The sequence below is a fragment of the Variovorax sp. J22P240 genome (assembly GCF_030316855.1).
GTDB lineage: Bacteria > Pseudomonadota > Gammaproteobacteria > Burkholderiales > Burkholderiaceae_C > Variovorax.
This window is the reverse complement of record NZ_JASZYR010000001.1, coordinates 658,253-676,025: the sequence shown is the minus strand read 5'-3', so window position 1 is coordinate 676,025 and position 17,773 is coordinate 658,253. Positions and strand designations below refer to the sequence as shown.

Below are 17,773 nucleotides of genomic sequence, written 5' to 3'. Positions count from 1 at the left end.
AGGTGAGCCTTTGCCGATTCCGGCGAGGGCTCACCCCTTGTGACTCTTGACCCAGGCCACGTATTTGTCCACCCAACCCTGCAGGAACTGCTTGCTGCCTTCGGCGACATGCCCCTTGTCGTCGAACAGCCCTTCCTTGTTCTGAAGGAAGACCTCCGGCTGGCCCAGCGTCGGCACATCGAGGTAGGCCAGGATGGTGCGCAGATGCTGCTGCGCTACCGCGGTGCCCACGGCGCCAACCGAAATCCCCACCACGCCCGCCGGCTTGCCGGCCCATGCGCTCTGGCCGTAAGGCCGCGATGCATTGTCGAGCGCGTTCTTGAGCACGCCCGGAATCGAGCGGTTGTACTCGGGCGTGACGAACAGCAGGCCATCGGCGGCCGCGATCTCCGTCTTGAGACGCTTGACCGGCGGCGCCTGGTTGCCGTCCTGGTCCTGGTCATAGAGCGGCAGGTCGTCGATGCGCACATGCTCGAAAGTGAAATCCTTGGGAGCGAGATGCGCAATCGCGAGTGCGAGCTTGCGATTGAACGAATCCTTGCGCAGGCTGCCGATGACGACAGCAATCTTGGTCTGGCTCATGGAAACTCCTTGGAAGCGGGGTTGGAGAGGCTAGCAAAGCTCGATCATGTCGTCCGACGCAGTGGCGCGTTCTGCAGGCTGGCCTGGGACACGCTCGCGCCCGGCGGCACGTCGTCGGTGATCCACACGTTGCCGCCAATCGTCGCGCCCTTGCCCAGCGTGACGCGGCCGAGGATGGTCGCGCCGGCATAGATCACCACGTCGTCCTGCACCACAGGATGGCGGGCCTGGCCCTTCTGCAGATTGCCTTCGACGTCGGTGGGAAAACGCTTCGCGCCCAGCGTCACGGCCTGGTAGATGCGCACGCGCTTGCCGATCACCGCGGTCTCGCCGATCACGACGCCCGTGCCGTGATCGATGAAGAACCCGGCATCGATCTGTGCCCCCGGATGGATGTCGATGCCGGTCTGACTGTGCGCCAGTTCGGCCGTGATGCGTGCCAGCAGCGGCATCCCGAGCCCGTAGAGCCGATGTGCCAGGCGATGGTGAATCATCGCGAGGATGCCGGGATAGCACAGCAGCACTTCATCGACGCTGCGTGCCGCCGGGTCTCCCTGGAAAGCCGCGAGCACATCGCCATCGAGGAGGCGCCGGATGCCCGGCAGCGCGGCCGCGAATTCACGCACCGCGGCAGTGGCCTGCGCATCGATCTCCTCGGCAGCGCGCGGCTGATGGCGCGCCGTGTAGCGAAGTTCGAGGGAGGCTTGCACCCATAGGGACTGCAGTGCCGAATCCAGCGTATAGCCGACGAAAAAATCCTCGCTTTCGTGCCGCAGGTCAGGCGGGCCGAGGCGCATCGGAAAGAGCGCGCCCTTCAGCGACTCCACGATGCCTGCCAGCGCGTCGCGCGAGGGAAATTCGCGGCTGCCGGGCTCGCGCGAGCGCTTCTGCGAATCGCGCCATTCGTCGCGTGCGGCGTGCAGCGCGGTGACGATGTCGCTGACGTCGAATTGAGACATGCGATGTCCTCCGGTGAGTGGGGGTTCGACCGCGCAGCATCGCACAAAACCCTCTACGACCGGGTCGGACGGCAGGTTTCCCTACCGTGCACAGTCTTACCAGCTCGCGAGCACCGAGCCCTTGAACTCGTTCTGGATGAAGTTGCGCACTTCGTCCGAGTGATAGGCCTTCACCAGCTTGGCGACCCAGGGCTTGCCCTTGTCCGCATCACGCACGACCAGGATGTTCACGTAGGGGCTCTTCGCGCCTTCCTTCGCGATCGCGTCCTTGCCCGGGTTGAGGCCAGCCGAGAGCGCGTAGTTCGTGTTGATGCCCGCGGCATCCAGGTCGTCCAGCGAGCGCGGCAACTGGGCAGCATCGACTTCGACGAACTTGATCTTCTTCGGGTTCTCGATCACGTCGAGTGGCGTGGCCTTGAGGCCGGCCTCTGGCTTGAGCTTGATCAGGCCCTGGTCCTGGAACACCAGCAACACACGGCCGCCATTGGTCGGGTCGTTGGGGATGCCGACGCGCGCGCCCTCCTTCAGGTCCTTCAGGTTCTTGACCTTCTTCGAGTAGATGCCGATCGGGAAGTTGACCGTGTAGGCCACGTCCACGAGCTTGTAGTTGCGGTCCTTGACCTGCTGGTCGAGGTACGGCTTGTGCTGGTAGCTGTTGGCATCGAGATCGCCCGCGGCCAGGGCGGCGTTCGGCTGCACGTAGTCGCTGAACTCGACGACCTGGATCTTGAGGCCGTCCTTCTCGGCGACCTTCTTGACCTGCTCGAAGATCTGAGCGTGCGGGCCGCCGGTGACGCCGATCTTGATCGGCTTGTCCTGCGCGAAGGCCGGCACGGCCGCAAAGCCCGACGCGATCGCCAGTGCGACGACCGACTGGAGAAGCTTGCGTTTGGATTGACTCATGAAACGTGTTCCTTGTGGGAGAGAGAAAAAGACCTGTAGGTCTGTGGAGAAAAACTACTTGTGGCTGAGCCTGCGCACCAGCCAGTCGCCACCGCTCTGCAGCGCCTGCACGAAGAAGATCAGCACGATCACCACGGCCAGCATCACCTCGGGCAGGAAGCGCTGGTAACCGTAGCGGATGCCGAGGTCGCCCAGGCCGCCGCCGCCGATCGCACCCGCCATCGCCGAATAGCCGGTGAGACTCACGAAGGAGATCGTCACGCCGGCCACGATGCCGGGCAAGGCTTCGGGCAGCAGCACCTTCCAGACGATCTGGCGTGTGGTCGCGCCCATGGCCTGCGCGGCTTCGACCAAGCCGCGATCGACTTCGCGCAGCGAGGTCTCGACCAGCCGCGCCACGAAAGGCGCTGCCGCGATGCTCAGGGGCACCACCGCTGCGGCCGTGCCGATCGATGAGCCCGTCAACAGGCGCGTGAGCGGAATGATCGCCACCAGCAGGATGATGAAAGGCGTGGAGCGCACCGCGTTGACGATGGCGCCGACGATGCGATTGGCTGGCCGATTCTCCAGCACGCCGCCCGCATCCGTGAGATGCAGGTACACGCCGAGCGGCACACCCACTGCCGCGCCGATCAGGCCCGAGATGCCGACCATCACGGTGGTTTCCCACAGCGAGGTCGCGAAGAGTTCCAGCATGGGGCCGGTGAAGACGTCAAACATGCGCCACCTCCTGCACCACCACGCCGGCGCCGCGCAGATACGCGACGGCCGCTGCCACCGATTCACCCGCGCCGCGTGCGAGCACGGCCAGAGAGCCGAAAGGCCGCCCCTGGATTTCGTCGACCTGACCATGCACGATCGACAGGTCGACGCCGAAACGGCGGATCACCTGCGACAGCAGCGGCTGGTCGGCCGCATCGTCGCCCGCGAAAGCCAGGCGCAACAGCTGCGGCGCCTCGCTGCCGCCGCCGTCGAGCATCAAGGTGCGGATCCGCGCCAGCACGCTTTCAGGAAGAGCCTGCGGTGCGATGTCGTCGAGCAGGCTGCGCGTGGTTTCATGTTGGGGGCGCGTGAAGACATCGAGCACGGCGCCCTGCTCCACGATGCGGCCATGGTCGATCACGGCGACCTGCTGCGCGAGCTGCTTGATGACCTGCATCTCGTGCGTGATGAGCACGATGGTCAGGCCGAACTCGCGGTTGATCTGCTGCAGCAGCGCGAGAATCGAACGCGTGGTCTCGGGGTCGAGCGCCGAGGTGGCCTCATCCGACAACAGCACCTTCGGCCGGTTCGCCAGCGCACGCGCGATACCCACGCGCTGCTTCTGGCCGCCGCTGATCTGCGCAGGGTAACGGTCGCGCAAGCCGGTGAGGCCCACCAGTTCCAGCAAGGGCTCGACGCGGGCCTGGATGTCCGACGGGCGCAGGCCTGCGAGTTCGAGCGGCAAGGCCACGTTGTCGTAGACGGTGCGCGAAGCCAGCAGATTGAAGTGCTGGAAGATCATGCCGATGCCCTGGCGCGCGGTACGCAGCTCGGCGTCGTCCAGCGCGGTGAGCTCACGCCCATCGACGCGGACACTCCCGCGCACGGGCCGGTTGAGAAGATTGATGGTGCGCACCAGCGAGCTCTTGCCCGCCCCGCTGCGCCCGATCACGCCGAACACTTCGCCCGGCGCCACCTTGAGATCGATGCCCTTGAGGGCTTCGACCGGCCCGCTCGGGCCGTCGTAAATCTGGTGAATATCTGAGAGTTGGATCATCCCCATTTTAAAGCTTGGCGATCGACACCTCGGTCGACTTCACCAATGCAACCACGTCGGACCCGGGCTTGAGCTGCAGCTCGTCGACCGAGCGCGTGGTGATGACCGAGGTCACGATGCCCCATGCGGTCTCGACGTCGACTTCGGAGACGACGTCGCCGCGGATGATTTCGCGCACCTTGCCCTTGAACTGGTTGCGGACGTTGATGGCTTGGATGGACATGGAAAACTCCTTGGTTGAAAAAGAACGGTCAGTAATCGGTGGCTCTCACACCGCCCAGCGAAGGACGTGTGCCGGCCCATCGGCCCAGCGAGTGTCGTTCGCGGGTTCCGGGTTCTCAGGCTTCTGCAACACGCGGTCGAGGATGCGCTTCTCGATGGCCGCGAAAGCCGGATCTCCCTGCGAGCGCGGCCGTGCCAGCGAGATGGTTTCGTCCAATGCGATGCGGCCGTCTTCGATCAGGATCACGCGGTCGGCCAGCGCCACGGCCTCCTGCACGTCGTGCGTGACCAGCAGCGCGGTGAAGCGATGGCGCTGCCAGAGCCTCTCGATCAGCCGGTGCATCTCGATCCGCGTGAGCGCGTCGAGCGCGCCGAGCGGCTCGTCGAGCAGCAGCAATCTCGGGTGATGCACCAGCGCCCGTGCCAGCGACACGCGCTGCCGCTGTCCGCCCGACAGTCGCGCCGGCCATTCGCCCGATCGCTCCGCGAGTCCGACCTGCGCCAGCACTTCCTCGCCACGCGGGCGACTCTCCGAGGGCAGGCCCAGCGTCACGTTGTCGAGCACGCGTCGCCACGGCAGCAGGCGCGCCTCCTGAAACATGATCCGCGTGTCGTCATGCAGACCGTCGATGGCCTTGCCGTCGGTGTAAAGCGTGCCGTCGGAAGCCTCTTCGAGACCTGCGATCAGCCGCAGCAAGGTGCTCTTGCCGCAACCGCTGCGACCCACGATGGCGATGAACTGACCAGGCTCGATCGAGAGCTGCGTGTTGCGCAGCACCTCGCGTTCGCCGTAGGACTTGGACAGGCCGCGAATATCGAGGCGGACACCGCCCGGTCCCTCTTCGTTGCTTTGCTGGAGGATGGCGCTCATGGTCTTCAGGCTCCCGGGGTGAACAGCGCTACGTCGAGCGCATCGATTTTTCTGGGCAGCAGCTTCTCGGCGAAGAAGGCGTCGGCAATGCGTTGCTGCTCGCCGAGTCCGCCAGCCACGACCGGGCGCACTTCATAGCTGCGACGCGCATTGGCTTGCTCGACCGTCGCGGCATCCAGTCCCCACACGGGCGCGAGCAGCGCGGCGGCATCCTTGGGCTTCTGCTTGACCCACGCGCCCGCCTTTTGCAGCTCGCCGTAGAGCACGCGCAGCACATCCGGCCGGGACTGCGCGAAAGGCGTGCCCGCCAGGTAGTAGCGCTGGTACGACGCGATGCCCGTTCCGTCCGCCAGCACACGCACGCTGGATTGGCGCTGCGCCGCGGAGAGGAATGGATCCCACACCACCCACGCGTCGATCGCACCGCGCTCGAAGGCGGCTCGGCCATCGGCCGGGGTGAGGTAGGCGGGCTCGATGTCCTTGAAGGTGAGGCCCGCCTTGTCGAGTGCGGCGATCAACAGGTAGTGCACGCCGGCGGCCTTGGCGAAGCCGACCTTGCGGCCCTTGAGATCCGCGACCGAGCGGAGGGGCGAATCAGCGCGAACCACGATGGCTTGCGCCGATGGCGAAGGCGCCTCTTGCGCAACGAAGGTCAGCTTGGCACCGGCGGCCTGGGCAAACACCGGCACGGTGTCGGCCACGTCGGCACTGAAGTCGAGGTTGTCGAGATTGAGCGCCTCCAGCAGCGGCAATCCGCTGGTGAACTCGTGCCAACCGATCTTCACGCCCAGCGGCGCCAGTTGACGTTCGAGCGTGCCCTGCGTCTTCAGCACCACGATCAGCGTCGAGGACTTCTGGTAGCCGATGCGCACGGTCGACGGCGCGTTGTTCTGCGCGAAGGCCAAGCAGCCTGCGACCGATGCCAGCGCGCCCAGCGCACCGCGACGGGTGAGGGAGAGTGTGTGAGTCATCTTTGTTGCTCCGTCACTTCGAGACTTGATAGCCTGGATGCCAACGCAGCCACCAGCGCTCCAGTCCCCGCGCAAACAGATCGGCCAGCTTGCCGAGCAACGCGTAGAGCAGGATGCCGACCAGCACGATGTCGGTCTGCAGGAACTCGCGCGCATTCATCGTGAGGTAGCCGATGCCGGATTGCGCGGAGATGGTCTCAGCCACGATCAGGATCACCCACATCAGCCCCAGCGAGAAGCGCAGGCCGACGAGGATCGACGACATCGCGCCCGGAAGAATCACTTCCTTGTACAGCTGCCAGCGCGAGAGCCCATAGGTGCGGCCCATCTCGATGAGTTGCGGATCGACGTTGCGGATGCCGTGGAAGGTGTTGAGGTAGATCGGAAAGAACACCGACACCGAGATCAGGAACAGCTTGGCCGATTCGTCGATGCCGAACCACAGGATCACGAGCGGGATCAGCGCCAGCGCCGGGATGTTGCGAACCATCTGGATGCTGGAGTCGAGCAGCGTCTCGAAGAACTTGACCGAGCCCGTCAGCAGGCCCAGCGCGAGCCCGAGACCGCCGCCGATCGCGAGTCCGGCCAGCGCGCGCCCTGCGCTCACCTTCACGTGCGTCCACAGTTCGCCCGACGCGGCGAGCGTCCATGCAGCCTTTACCACGTCGATAGGCGCCGGCAGCACACGGGTCGAGAGCCAGCCCTGTGACGAGGCGATCTGCCACACCACGATCAGGCCTACCGGGACCAGCCAGGGCACGAGGCGCTTGGCGACACCGATGCCGAAGGCCTTGACGGCGTTCAGCGAAGGTGCGGCGGATGGCAGGGTCTGCACTTCTTCAGTCATTGAAAATCCTTTGAATCGCATTCGCGATCAGCTTTGCGAGAGAAGGCGCGATGGCGCATCCAGGTTGGCGACGACCTCGCCGAACGGGCCCGTGAGCGCTTCACCCGGCAGACCTGCCCCCTGCCTTCGCGGCAACAGTGGGAACACCAGTTCGGCAAAGCGATACGCCTCCTCCAGATGCGGATAGCCCGAGAAGATGAAGTTGTCGATGCCCAGCGCCGCGTACTCCTCGATGCGTGCTGCGACTGTCTTCGGATCGCCCACCAGCGCCGTGCCTGCGCCGCCGCGCACCAGGCCCACGCCGGCCCACAGGTTCGGACTGATTTCCAGGTCCGCACGCGTCCGCTTGGCGCCACCCGCATGCAGCGCGGCCATGCGGCGCTGGCCTTCGGAGTCCATGCGTGCGAAGGCGGCTTGCGCGCGAATCACCGTCTCGTCGTCCACGCGGCTGATCAGCGATTCGGCGGCGCGCCACGCTTCGTCCTCGGTCTCGCGCACGATGACGTGCAGCCGGATGCCGAACTTCACGGTGCGACCCCGGCGAGCGGCGCGCTCGCGCACGTCGGCAACCTTCTTCGCCACTTCGGCCGGCGGCTCGCCCCAGGTGAGGTAGGCATCGACCTGCTCGGCTGCCAATTCATGCGCAGCAGCGGACGATCCACCGAACCACACCGGCGGATACGGTTTCTGCGTCGGCGGAAACAGAAGCTTCGCGCCCTTCACGCTCAAGTGCTTGCCTTCATAGTCGAAGCTCTGTCCGTCATGGCTGCGCGCGATGATCTCGCGCCAGATGCGGATGAACTCGGCCGACTGCTCATAGCGCGCGGCATGGTCGAGGTAGACGCCATCGCCTTCGAGCTCGGCCTGGTCGCCACCGGTCACGAGGTTCACCAGCACTCTTCCGCCGGAGAGCCGGTCGAAGGTCGCCGCCATGCGTGCAGCAAGGCTCGGCTGATGCAGACCCGGCCTCACTGCGACAAGGAACTTGAGCCGCGAGGTCGCGCCGATCAGGCTCGACGCGATCACCCAGGGGTCTTCGCACGAGCGACCGGTGGGAATCAGCACGCCTTCATAGCCGAGCTTGTCGGCCGCACCGGCGATCTGCTGCAGGTAGGCCAGGTCGACCGTGCGCGCGCCTTCGGTGGAGCCTAGGTAGCGACTGTCGCCATGCGTGGGGAGGAACCAGAGGATGTTCATGACCATGTGCTCTCAGGGTTTGGCGGCTGCAATGCGGCCGTTGTCGGGCCGCCAGACGATGCGGGCGATCTCCACAGGCTTCGGAATCAGCCCCAGCTTGTGAAAGGCATCCGCGACCCGTTGCTGGTCCGCCACCGTCGCAGGCTGGATCGGACCGACAGGCGAAGGCGGCCGCCGCTGGAGAAAGAGACTGACGATGCCGGCATCGAGCCCGCTGAAATCGGCGATCAGGCGGATGGCGGCCGGGCGGTCTTGCTGGACCAGGCGGTCCGCGCGCGTCAGTTCCTCGAACAGCGCCGCAATGACGGCGGGATGCCGCTCGGCGAGCGCTCGCGATGCCAGGTAGAACGAGCTGTTGCCGGAGAGCCCTCGGCCCGTCGTCAGAGCGCGTGGCTGGATCGCGAGCTCCGTCGCCGCGTAGAACGGGTCCCAGATCGCCCAGGCATCGACACTCCCTCGCTCGAAGGCGGCACGCGCATCGGCGGGCGTCAGGTAGACAGGCTGAATGTCGCCCCATTGCAGGCCGGCCCTCTCGACCGCCCGCACAAGCAGGTAGTGCGCGCTCGATCCCTTCTGCAGCGCCACCTTGCGGCCCTTGAGATCTGCGAGCGTCTTGAGCGGCGAATCCTTCAGCACCAGCACGGCAGAACTTTCGGGCTTCGGCGGCTCGGCGCCGACGTAGACGAGATCCTTGCCGGCCGCCTGGGCGAAGACGGGCGGCGAGTCGCCGGTGAGCCCGAATTCCAGACTGCCGACCGCAAGGGCTTCGAGCAGTTGGGGCCCTGCGGGGAACTCGATCCACGCGATCTTTGTTTGCGGAAAGCGCTTTTCGAGCCAGCCCGACTGCTTGGCGATCACGAGGTTGGCCGCGGCCTTCTGGTAGCCGATCCTCAACTGCTGCAAAGGCTCGGATGCCTGGGACGACGCAGCGGCCGGCTGTGCCAGCGCTACGGGGGCGCCCAGTCCCCAACTCCCAGCGGAGAGTGCGAGCAACTGAAGCAGGCGGCGGCGCGCGGTGGACGCCTTCGTATGCGACACGGTCATGGTGGTCGCCCGTTCAGGCGAGGTTGCCCGCGGCCGCATCGAGCACGCGGATCTTCCGCGGGATCAATCCGAGCGCGAAGAAGGTGTCAGCGATCTGCTGCTGCTCGCCCAGGATCGCCTTGGTGATCGGCGTCGTGCCGAACTTCGTGCGCCCCACCGTGATGTCCACCACGGGCTTGGGAATGCCCCAGATCGCCGAAAGCTCGGTCGCGAACGCGCCCTGGTTGGCCTGCGCCCACTGGTCGACCTTGTCGAGCTCCTCGATGAGGATCTTGATCACGTCCGGGTTCTTCTGCGCATAGTCCAGCGACGAGAAGTAATAGGCGCGGTTGCCGACCACGCCCGCGGCGTCGGCCAGCACTTTGGCGTCGAGTGTTTTCTCCGCCGAGGCGAGGAAGGGGTCCCAGATGACCCACGCGTCGATCGATCCCTTTTCGAAGGCGGCGCGCGCATCGGCCGGCGGCAGGAAGACGACGTTCACGTCGCCGTAGCTCAGCCCATGTTTTTCGAGCAGCTTGACGAGGAAGTAGTGAACATTGCTGCCCTTGTTGAGCGCTACCTTCTTCCCTTTCAGGTCAGCCACCGACTGGATCGTCGAGCCCTTGGGAATCAGCACCGCCTCGGAATGCGGACGCGGCACCGTCGCACCGACGTAGGCCAACGGCGCGCCGGCCGCCTGCGCGAAGATCGGCGGCGCTTCGCCGACGTCGCCGAAGTCGATCGAGCCGACATTGAGCGCTTCGAGCTGCACCGGCCCTGCGGTGAACTCCGTCCACTTGATAGACACGCCCAGCGGCGCCAGGCGCTTTTCCAGCGCGCCCCTACCCTTGAGCAGGCTCAGGTTGCCCTTCTGGTTGCCGATGCGCAACTGGCGCGCCGGCGTCTGTGCGAAGGCGGAAAACGAAGGCAGCGCGATGGCCGCAGCGGCGCCCTGGATCAGTTGCCGGCGTGTCGATGAATGCTGTGTCATGTGCGTGCTTCCGTATCGATGGATGACTTCACAGGGGGGCCGAAGTGGCCGCGATGAAACTGGTGATGAGCGCGAGCGCGACCACCACCAGCACGCCGATCGCGAGATCGGCCAGCACCCGCCGAGGACGGCGCGGCGGTTGGAAGTTGTCGGTGAGAACGGGTGGCATGGTTTTCTTTCAGGCAACGCCGATCCCGCGCCGCGTTGCGGCGAAGAAATCGAAACGGTATGGGGGGACGAAAAAGTGGAGAGCGCCGTCAGACGCTACATCGCACCTGTTCGAAGGCCACGGACTCGAAGCCCCAGGTCGGGGGCAGCTTGAGCCCTTCGCTCGCCAGCGTCTCGACCGCATCGTCCAGCCGCTGCGACAGGTCCGCCTGCAACTGGTAGGCGCCTTCGGGCTGCAGCGTGACCTGGCCGTCGGTCGCATACACGCCCGGCAGGATGTGCCGCGCCGCGAGCGACTGCAGCACCGGCCGCAGCGCATAGTCCAGCGCCAGCATGTGATGCGGACTGCCGCCAGTGGCCAGCGGCAGCACTGTCTTGCCCTTGAGCGCCGACTGCGGCAGCAGGTCGAGGAACACCTTGAGCACGCCGCTGTACGCCGCCTTGTAGACCGGCGTCGCAACCACGATCACATCGGCACGCCGCACCTGCTCCACCGCCAGTTGCACCGACGGATGCGAGGCCTCGCCCAACAGCAACGCATGTGCGGCGAGTTCGCGGATTGCGAGACGTTCTACAGGCACGTTGCGCTCGGAGAGCCGCGCCGCCACCGCGTCGAGCAGAACTGCGGAGCGCGAGGGCGCGGAGGGGCTGCCGGCAATCAGAAGAACAGTCATGGCCAGGCGCGCGTCACTTGTTCGTGTAGATCTGGTCGAACGAACCGCCATCCGCGAAGTGCGCCTTGTCGGCCTTCGTCCATCCGCCGAAGGCCTGGTCGATCGTGAACAGCGTCAGCTTCGGGAACTGCTTGTCGTACTTCGCCTTGGCCTTCTCGGAAGTCGGTCGGTAGTAGTTGCGCCCCGCGATGTCCTGGCCTTCGTCGGAGTACAGGTATTTCAGGTATTCCTCGGCGACGGCACGTGTGCCCTTCTTGTCGACGACCTTGTCGACCACGGTCACCGTGGGTTCGGCCAGGATGCTGATCGAGGGCACGACGATGTCGAACTTGTCCGGGCCGAATTCCTTCAATGCGAGGAAGGCTTCGTTCTCCCACGCCAGCAGCACATCGCCCACGCCACGCTGGACGAAGGTAATGGTCGAGCCGCGCGCACCGGTGTCGAGGACGGGCACGTTCTTGTAGAGCTTGCCGACGAACTCCTTGGCCTTGTCGTCTCCGCCGTACTTGCGCTTGGCGAATTCCCATGCGGCCAGGTAGTTCCAGCGGGCACCGCCGGAGGTCTTGGGATTGGGCGTGATCACCTGGACGCCGGGCTTCACCAGGTCGTCCCAGTCCTTCAGGCCCTTGGGATTGCCCTTCTTCACGAGGAATACGATGGTCGAGGTATAGGGTGCCGAGTTGAGCGGCAGTCGCTTCTGCCAGTCGGGCTTGACCAGGCCGCCGTGCGTGACGAGCGCATCGGTGTCGCCGGCCAGGGCCAGCGTCGCGACGTCGGCGTCGATGCCATCGATGATGGAGCGCGCCTGCTTGCCGGAGCCGCCGTGCGACTGCTTGATCGTCACGTCCTGGCCGGTCTTGCCCTTCCAGTATTTGGCGAAGGCCTGGTTGTAGTCGACGTAGAGCTCACGCGTCGGGTCGTACGACACGTTGAGCAGGGTCACGCCCTGCGCGAACGACGGCAATGACGTCAGGGCGATGCTGGCTGCTGCGGCGGCGCCGAGGGAAAGCTTGATAAAGTCGCGGCGAAGGCTCATGGTCTTGTGCTCACAAATGGCATAAAGCTGAAGCCACGTATTCTGGATACGGCATATGGAAACGGGAACGACTGAGTTCTCAGTTCTAAATAGCGAAATCAACTAAGACACCCACAAAGGCATCCCAATGGCACGCATGGTTCAGTGCATCAAGCTCGGCAAAGAGGCCGAAGGTCTCGACTTCCCGCCCTATCCGGGCGAACTGGGCAAACGCCTGTGGGAAAACGTCAGCAAGGAAGCGTGGGCCGCCTGGCTCAAGCAACAGACCATGCTGGTCAATGAAAACCGCCTGAATCTGGCCGATGCGCGTGCCCGTCAGTATCTGGCGCGCCAGATGGAAAAGCATTTCTTCGGCGACGGCGCCGATGTCGCGCAGGGTTACGTTCCCCCCACGAACTGAGCTCCAGCCCTCCGCATGGCCGAGCCGGTCGACTGGCGTGCGGATGGGATTCCGCGCAGCGCGCGGTTCGATGACATCTATCACACGGAAACCGGCGCCCCTGCACAGGCCAGGCACGTCTTTTTGGGGGGCTGCGGGCTTCCTGGTGCCTGGGCCGGACAGCCGCAATGGCGGATTCTCGAAACCGGCTTCGGTTTTGGCCTCAATTTCCTGACAACCTGGCAGGCGTGGCGCGCCGACCCGCAGCGTCCGCGGCTGCTGCATTTTGTTTCGATCGAGGCATTCCCGGTCTCGCGCGAAGATTTGCTGCGCGCGGCAGCCGGACATGCTGATCTGCTGGGACTGGCGGAAAGCCTCGCGGCGCAATGGCACGGGCTGCTGCCGGGCTTTCATCGGCTCTGCCTCGACGAAGGGCGGGTGCTGCTCACCCTCTGCATCGGCGATGTGCAGGCCATGCTGCGCGCGCAGCGCTTCGAGGCGGACAGCATCTTTCTTGACGGGTTCAGCCCGCAACGCAATCCGGCGATGTGGTCGGCGGAGACGCTGAAGGCCGTGTCGCGCTTTGCCCGGCGCGGGACGCGCGTCGCGACATGGACGATTGCGCGCGCCGTGTGCGACGCGCTCGCTCAAAACGGCTTCCAGGTGGAAAAGGCGCCGGGACTGCCGCCGAAGCGCGATTGCCTGCAGAGCGTGTTCGAGCCCACGTGGCAGGTTCGCCGGCGTGGTCCTGCGCCCTCGCCCGCAGCGCTGGCTGGACGGTGCGCGGTCATCGGCGCGGGGTTGGCCGGCGGGGCTGTTGCGGCAAGTCTCGCGCGGCGCGGCTGGGAAGTGGAAGTGCTCGAAGCGGCCGATCGCCCCGCAGCTGGTGCTTCGGGCTTGCCGGTGGGCATGCTGGCGCCGCACGTATCGCCCGACGACGCCCTGCTTTCCCGGCTGACGCGCGCAGGCATCCGTGCGACATGGCAGCAGTTGGAGCACTTGCTGGCGGAAGGCGACGACTGGCGTGCCAGCGGCGTGCTCGAACGACGCGCCGCTGGCGACGACCGCTTGCCGGAAGGCTGGACCGCCGATGGGCCCAACGAGTCATGGCACGCTAGCCCGACGCAGCTTGCCGAAGCAGGTCTTTCGCCGGACGCAGTCGCGCTCTGGCATGCGCGCGGCGCCTGGGTGCGGCCGTCGCGACTGATCGAGGCCTGGCTCGCGCTGCCCGGCATTCGCGTCAGGGCGCGATGCCGTGCGGCCCACATCGAGCGCATCGATGGCTCGGTCGCACGCTGGGCAGTGCGCGACGCGGATGGCGCACTGCTCGCGGAAGCCGATCGAATCGTCATCGCGGGCGGCATTGAAAGCCATGCGCTCGCGCCGGAATTCCCGCTGCAGGCCGTGCGCGGCCAGGTCGAATGGGGCTGCATGCCCGAGGACGCTCGACTGCCGGCCACACCCCTCAATGGCAATGGTCACCTCATTGCCGGCGTACCGGCCGTCGAAGGCAAGCTATGGCTCGCCGGCGCCACCTTCGACCGCGACAGCAGCGATGTCACGCCGCGGGCCTCCGACACCGAGTTCAATCGCGAGCGCCTGGCGCGGCTTCACCCCGACGCGGCGGCGCAGTTGGCCCTTGCCTTCGCTCACGGCGAAACACACGCATGGGCCGGCATACGCTGCGCCTCGGGCGACCGCCGCCCACTGGTCGGCCCGCTATCTCCCGACTCGGCAGACGGCATCTGGCTCTGCACCGCCCTGGGTTCGCGCGGACTCAGCTTTGCCGTGCTGTGCGCCGAACTGCTGGCGGCCCACTGGCACCGGGAACCGCTGCCGTTGCCCGCGAAGCTCGCGCAAGCGCTGGATGCGCGGCGCGCCTGGCCCGAAAAGGAGACGTCTCAGAGGTTGGCCAGCGCCATGTAGTCAAGCACCGTGGTGCCGCCCAGCGTCGCGAACGGCAGCAACACAGCCTTGAGCAACGGTTGTTGCCAGAACGGCGCGAAGGCTCCCTCTCGAAGGTTCTCGATGCGTCCCTGTAGCAGCTTGAGCTGGTCGACGGAAGGCGACGGCTGCGGTGTCCCGCCGTCCGGCGCCACCTTGGCGCTGGCACACGACACGGCATTCCTGACCTGCTCCAGCGCGTGTGCACGCGAATCCTCGGCGGCGAGCCGCAACGCCACCGCGCAACCCAGTGCCACGGCGGCGCCCACGGCAGCGGGTCCCACGGTGCTGACGGACATCGTCCAGCGATCGAAGACGGCGCTACGCGACAGCAGCCACAGCGAGATCACCACGAACGGGTAGTAGATGAGCAGGGTCACGGTGTGGGTCCGCCGTGCGACGAACTGCAGGTCGATCCAGTTTTCGAGATAGGCCCGCGGGATGCCCATCTCGTCTTCGAACTTCTTCAATGTCGGCTCCGGCCAGTTGGCGGCGACCTCGTGCAGGCGGCGCAGGCGCAGCAGCCCTCGCACGAATCGCACACACAGCACCGTCGCATCCACAACGAAGAACACCAGGAAGAACATCATCACCAGTGCCGGAAGGCGCAGCAATTCATGCACCGCGAACGACAGGTCGCCCCGCTGTGGCACGAAGCGCGTTTCGCTGACCGCAACGATGAGCAAGCCGCTGAAGACCGTGGCGAGCACGACGCACGAACCGGTGCGAACCAGCCGTGCCACCAGCCTGTTCTGCACGATGTGGCGGCCCCAGAAATCGATGGCCTCGGGCGTCATGCCGTGGTCGTCGCCCGTGCGGCGCTGGCGATGCAGTGGAGGAATGAAGCGCATCGAAAACATCTGAACGAGCTTCCACCATCGGCTCTGCTTGCGGTCGGCCTTTTCCTGTCGCGCGATCATGTCCGCGTGAGCAACGTCGGCTTCGAAGTCCCTGCCAATCTCCTCCAGGTTGTAGGTCAACATCAGCCACCCCCTCAAGAGCAGGTAGAAGCACAGCAGCAGCGTGAAGACGCGGAGTGCTTCGGTGGGCCAGAGACTGATGCCCTCGATCGCGACCAGCGGCTTGCCGCCTCGGGTGAGCCACTCCGCGAACGACTCCCAGCCCAAGGCCATTCCCAGCGGCAAGGCAATCTGCACGACGATCACGAGCAGCGCCAGCCGCACCCATCGCACCCGGCGTGCACGCAAATCCTCGTCGTCCGTCACGAAGTCCGAAAGGCGGGCTTTCGCACCACGGCTGACGACCAGAGGCGGCATCCAGATCGCGAGCATCAGCACGCTGAAGATCAGGAACATGACTGCAACGCCCGGTGCGGGGTAAAGAGGCGAACCGGCGGGATGGATGTCGTCGCACTGCGCCCAAGCGAGCCCGCGGCAGTTGTCCTTGTCGATGCCCTTGGGCCATTGGCCCTTGAAATCGAAAGCCTCGGTGCGACCGATCTCGAAGATGCGCGGTTCCTTGAACCACTTGCGGACCGTGGCTTGCGACAAGGGCTCCATGGCGTCGCCCGCACCCTTTTCCAATTGCAGCGCACGACGCGCGTCGTCCATCGCCAGGCGCGTCGAAAGGAAGGCCGAGACCTGGTAGCTGTCACGGAACGGGGGCGCGCCGCCTTGCAGAGAATCGGTCAGGCGCAATCCGAAGTTGGATGCAACGATCAGGTTGCGCGTCCACGCCTGCTCGCGCGGGTGCAGCAGGCGCGCATCCATGTCGGTGGTGAAGAAGATGACGTCAGGAAACTCCGGCCGCAGCGCCTGCATCACCAACAGCTTGTCGTGCATGTCGTTGCCCAGCACGCCGATGGCACGGAATCCCTGGCCGTCGGCACTGGTCTTGCGCACCTGCTCGTCCCGAATGTGCATCTGCACCGCCAGCCGGCGCAGGTAGTCGAATTGCCCTTGCCCTTCGGCCACCTCGACGAAGGTGCCGTCCTTGCGGCGGCCAGCGTCCTTGTCACCTGGGCCCGGCTTTGCTGCGCTCCCCGAAGCCGAAGCACCGTCGCCCGCGGCTGGCAACTGGCCATCCAGGCCCCGCACGTAGTTGAAGCGCTCGACACAGAAACCGGCTTCGTCCTTCTTCGCCCTGAACTCGCGCCGCAGACTGCGGCCATAGAGCGTGTCCCACTCGGCGACAACGGCGACCTCGCTCGGCGCATCGTCGTCGCTGCGCGTCCTGCAGGCTTCCTGGTAGCGCTGGGCTTCGTCGCCGGAACCCTTGAGCAACTTGCGTGGCTTCAGGCCGCGAAGTCGCAATTCCTCGATCAGCCCGTCGGCCAGGCGCCCGTCATCGCCGATGGTCCGCACCAGGGCGACATTGCGGTCCTCGAGAAACTTCGAGATGCCGCCCTTGCGTTCCTGCTCGTCCTTCCGGTTTTCGAGCAGCACCGCGTCGGGCACGGTCGCATAGAGCGAATAGAAGCGCATGGCCGCGTGGATCGGCCCGCCCTCGAAGCCTGGCGCGCCAGCCTCGTCCATCATCGCTTTCAGGCCGTCCGATCCATTGGGTCCCAGGACGCGCCAGCTCGCCCCGGCCTTGATGAAAGGTTCCGCGAACTCCGCCATCCGCTTCAGCGGGGAGTCCGCAAACGCCTCGGTCTGCAGCCACATGACCAGCACCGGGGACTGCAGACCGGTTCTGGACAACTCCCGGACCTGGACATCGGTCGCCGGCTCGAACCATTCGTAAGGAACCGGCTCCAGAGCCGCATCGCCGCCCGAGGGTGCCGGCATGAAATAGCCCAGATGCTCCGTATCCACCGGCGACAGGCGGCTCGCGTTGAGCGCGGCCAGCACGGCGTAGCGCCCGCGCCTGCGGCTCTCGACGTTCTCCGAATAGGGCCCGCCTGCCAGCATGACGGCCAGGATCTGCGGCTGCTTGTCGGGCGCCTTCGCGACCATGGCCGCCACTTCCTTCGCCAAGTCACCGGCCGTGCGCTGAACGTCTTCTTTCCTGAGCTTTTCGAGATTGTTCTTGCGAAGTTCGGAGCGATACTTGGCGACTGCGCCGAAGGGGTCCTGCCACAGGCGCGCATCGACGTCCTGTTTCGAGTAATGCTGCTCCAGGCGCGGCTCATTGACCGGAAGACGGGTGGTCTGCAATGGCGACTCACGCACGAAGAGAACACCCGCGGCGAGCAGAACGATGGCGACGATGCCGTTGTTGGGAAACCCTCCGGACCCAGATTTCGATTCCTTGTCCATCAGCCTCTCCAGGTCTCGCGGGACGC

The 17,773-nt window shown here is 65.7% G+C and carries 18 protein-coding genes; 2 read left to right on the top strand and 16 right to left on the bottom strand.

Annotated elements, in window-relative coordinates; all coding sequences use genetic code 11:
- Positions 1–30 precede the first annotated feature (30 nt).
- From QTI24_RS03285 to QTI24_RS03215, 15 genes are all read right to left on the bottom strand, one after another.
- Positions 31–582: an NADPH-dependent FMN reductase gene (locus QTI24_RS03285; protein WP_286598294.1), complete on the bottom strand. Its 552-nt coding sequence runs from the start codon at positions 580–582 to the stop codon at positions 31–33.
- A 44-nt stretch (positions 583–626) separates the two neighbouring features.
- Positions 627–1,541: a serine O-acetyltransferase EpsC gene (epsC, locus tag QTI24_RS03280; protein ID WP_286598292.1), complete on the bottom strand. Its 915-nt coding sequence runs from the start codon at positions 1,539–1,541 to the stop codon at positions 627–629.
- A 96-nt stretch (positions 1,542–1,637) separates the two neighbouring features.
- Positions 1,638–2,444 (bottom strand): MetQ/NlpA family ABC transporter substrate-binding protein, encoded by an 807-nt coding sequence (locus QTI24_RS03275; RefSeq protein WP_286598290.1) that lies wholly within the window; start codon positions 2,442–2,444, stop codon positions 1,638–1,640.
- A gap of 54 nt (positions 2,445–2,498) precedes the next feature.
- Positions 2,499–3,164 (bottom strand): methionine ABC transporter permease, encoded by a 666-nt coding sequence (locus QTI24_RS03270; protein WP_286598289.1) that lies wholly within the window; start codon positions 3,162–3,164, stop codon positions 2,499–2,501.
- Entirely contained in the window at positions 3,157–4,203 is a 1,047-nt protein-coding gene (locus tag QTI24_RS03265) for a methionine ABC transporter ATP-binding protein (RefSeq protein WP_286598288.1), read from the bottom strand. The genes QTI24_RS03270 and QTI24_RS03265 overlap by 8 nt, the downstream gene beginning before the upstream one ends.
- Before the next feature lie 7 nt (positions 4,204–4,210).
- Positions 4,211–4,426: a TOBE domain-containing protein gene (locus tag QTI24_RS03260; RefSeq protein WP_028250350.1), complete on the bottom strand. Its 216-nt coding sequence runs from the start codon at positions 4,424–4,426 to the stop codon at positions 4,211–4,213.
- Positions 4,427–4,471: 45 nt separating this feature from the next.
- Positions 4,472–5,296, bottom strand: coding sequence for an ATP-binding cassette domain-containing protein (locus QTI24_RS03255; protein WP_286598286.1), 825 nt, complete (start codon positions 5,294–5,296; stop codon positions 4,472–4,474).
- Positions 5,297–5,301: 5 nt separating this feature from the next.
- Entirely contained in the window at positions 5,302–6,267 is a 966-nt protein-coding gene (locus QTI24_RS03250; RefSeq protein ID WP_286598285.1) for an aliphatic sulfonate ABC transporter substrate-binding protein, read from the bottom strand.
- Positions 6,268–6,280: 13 nt separating this feature from the next.
- Positions 6,281–7,114 (bottom strand): aliphatic sulfonate ABC transporter permease SsuC, encoded by an 834-nt coding sequence (ssuC, locus tag QTI24_RS03245; protein WP_286598284.1) that lies wholly within the window; start codon positions 7,112–7,114, stop codon positions 6,281–6,283.
- A 27-nt stretch (positions 7,115–7,141) separates the two neighbouring features.
- Complete coding sequence (gene ssuD, locus QTI24_RS03240; protein WP_286598283.1) at positions 7,142–8,311, bottom strand: FMNH2-dependent alkanesulfonate monooxygenase; 1,170 nt, start codon at positions 8,309–8,311, stop codon at positions 7,142–7,144.
- 12 nt (positions 8,312–8,323) lie between these two features.
- Positions 8,324–9,355, bottom strand: coding sequence for a sulfonate ABC transporter substrate-binding protein (locus QTI24_RS03235; RefSeq protein WP_286598282.1), 1,032 nt, complete (start codon positions 9,353–9,355; stop codon positions 8,324–8,326).
- Between the two features lie 13 nt (positions 9,356–9,368).
- Positions 9,369–10,325, bottom strand: coding sequence for a sulfonate ABC transporter substrate-binding protein (locus QTI24_RS03230; protein WP_286598281.1), 957 nt, complete (start codon positions 10,323–10,325; stop codon positions 9,369–9,371).
- Between the two features lie 28 nt (positions 10,326–10,353).
- A complete protein-coding gene (locus tag QTI24_RS03225) occupies positions 10,354–10,494 on the bottom strand; it encodes a hypothetical protein (RefSeq protein ID WP_286598279.1) in 141 nt (46 codons plus the stop codon).
- Positions 10,495–10,582: 88 nt separating this feature from the next.
- Positions 10,583–11,167 carry an NADPH-dependent FMN reductase gene (gene ssuE / locus QTI24_RS03220; RefSeq protein ID WP_286598277.1) on the bottom strand — a complete coding sequence of 195 codons (585 nt, stop codon included), beginning with the start codon at positions 11,165–11,167 and terminating at the stop codon, positions 10,583–10,585.
- Positions 11,168–11,180: 13 nt separating this feature from the next.
- Positions 11,181–12,203 carry a sulfate ABC transporter substrate-binding protein gene (locus QTI24_RS03215; protein WP_286598276.1) on the bottom strand — a complete coding sequence of 341 codons (1,023 nt, stop codon included), beginning with the start codon at positions 12,201–12,203 and terminating at the stop codon, positions 11,181–11,183.
- 127 nt (positions 12,204–12,330) lie between these two features.
- Between QTI24_RS03215 and QTI24_RS03210 the strand changes: the two genes are divergently transcribed.
- Both QTI24_RS03210 and mnmC read left to right on the top strand, forming a co-directional pair.
- Entirely contained in the window at positions 12,331–12,603 is a 273-nt protein-coding gene (locus QTI24_RS03210; RefSeq protein WP_286570053.1) for an oxidative damage protection protein, read from the top strand.
- A gap of 15 nt (positions 12,604–12,618) precedes the next feature.
- Positions 12,619–14,508 (top strand): bifunctional tRNA (5-methylaminomethyl-2-thiouridine)(34)-methyltransferase MnmC2/FAD-dependent 5-carboxymethylaminomethyl-2-thiouridine(34) oxidoreductase MnmC1, encoded by a 1,890-nt coding sequence (mnmC, locus tag QTI24_RS03205; RefSeq protein ID WP_286598275.1) that lies wholly within the window; start codon positions 12,619–12,621, stop codon positions 14,506–14,508.
- On the opposite strand, the gene QTI24_RS03200 is transcribed toward mnmC, so the two are convergent.
- Positions 14,484–17,747, bottom strand: coding sequence for a hypothetical protein (locus tag QTI24_RS03200; protein WP_286598273.1), 3,264 nt, complete (start codon positions 17,745–17,747; stop codon positions 14,484–14,486). The two genes, mnmC and QTI24_RS03200, sit on opposite strands and share 25 nt — an antisense overlap.
- Positions 17,748–17,773 lie beyond the last annotated feature (26 nt).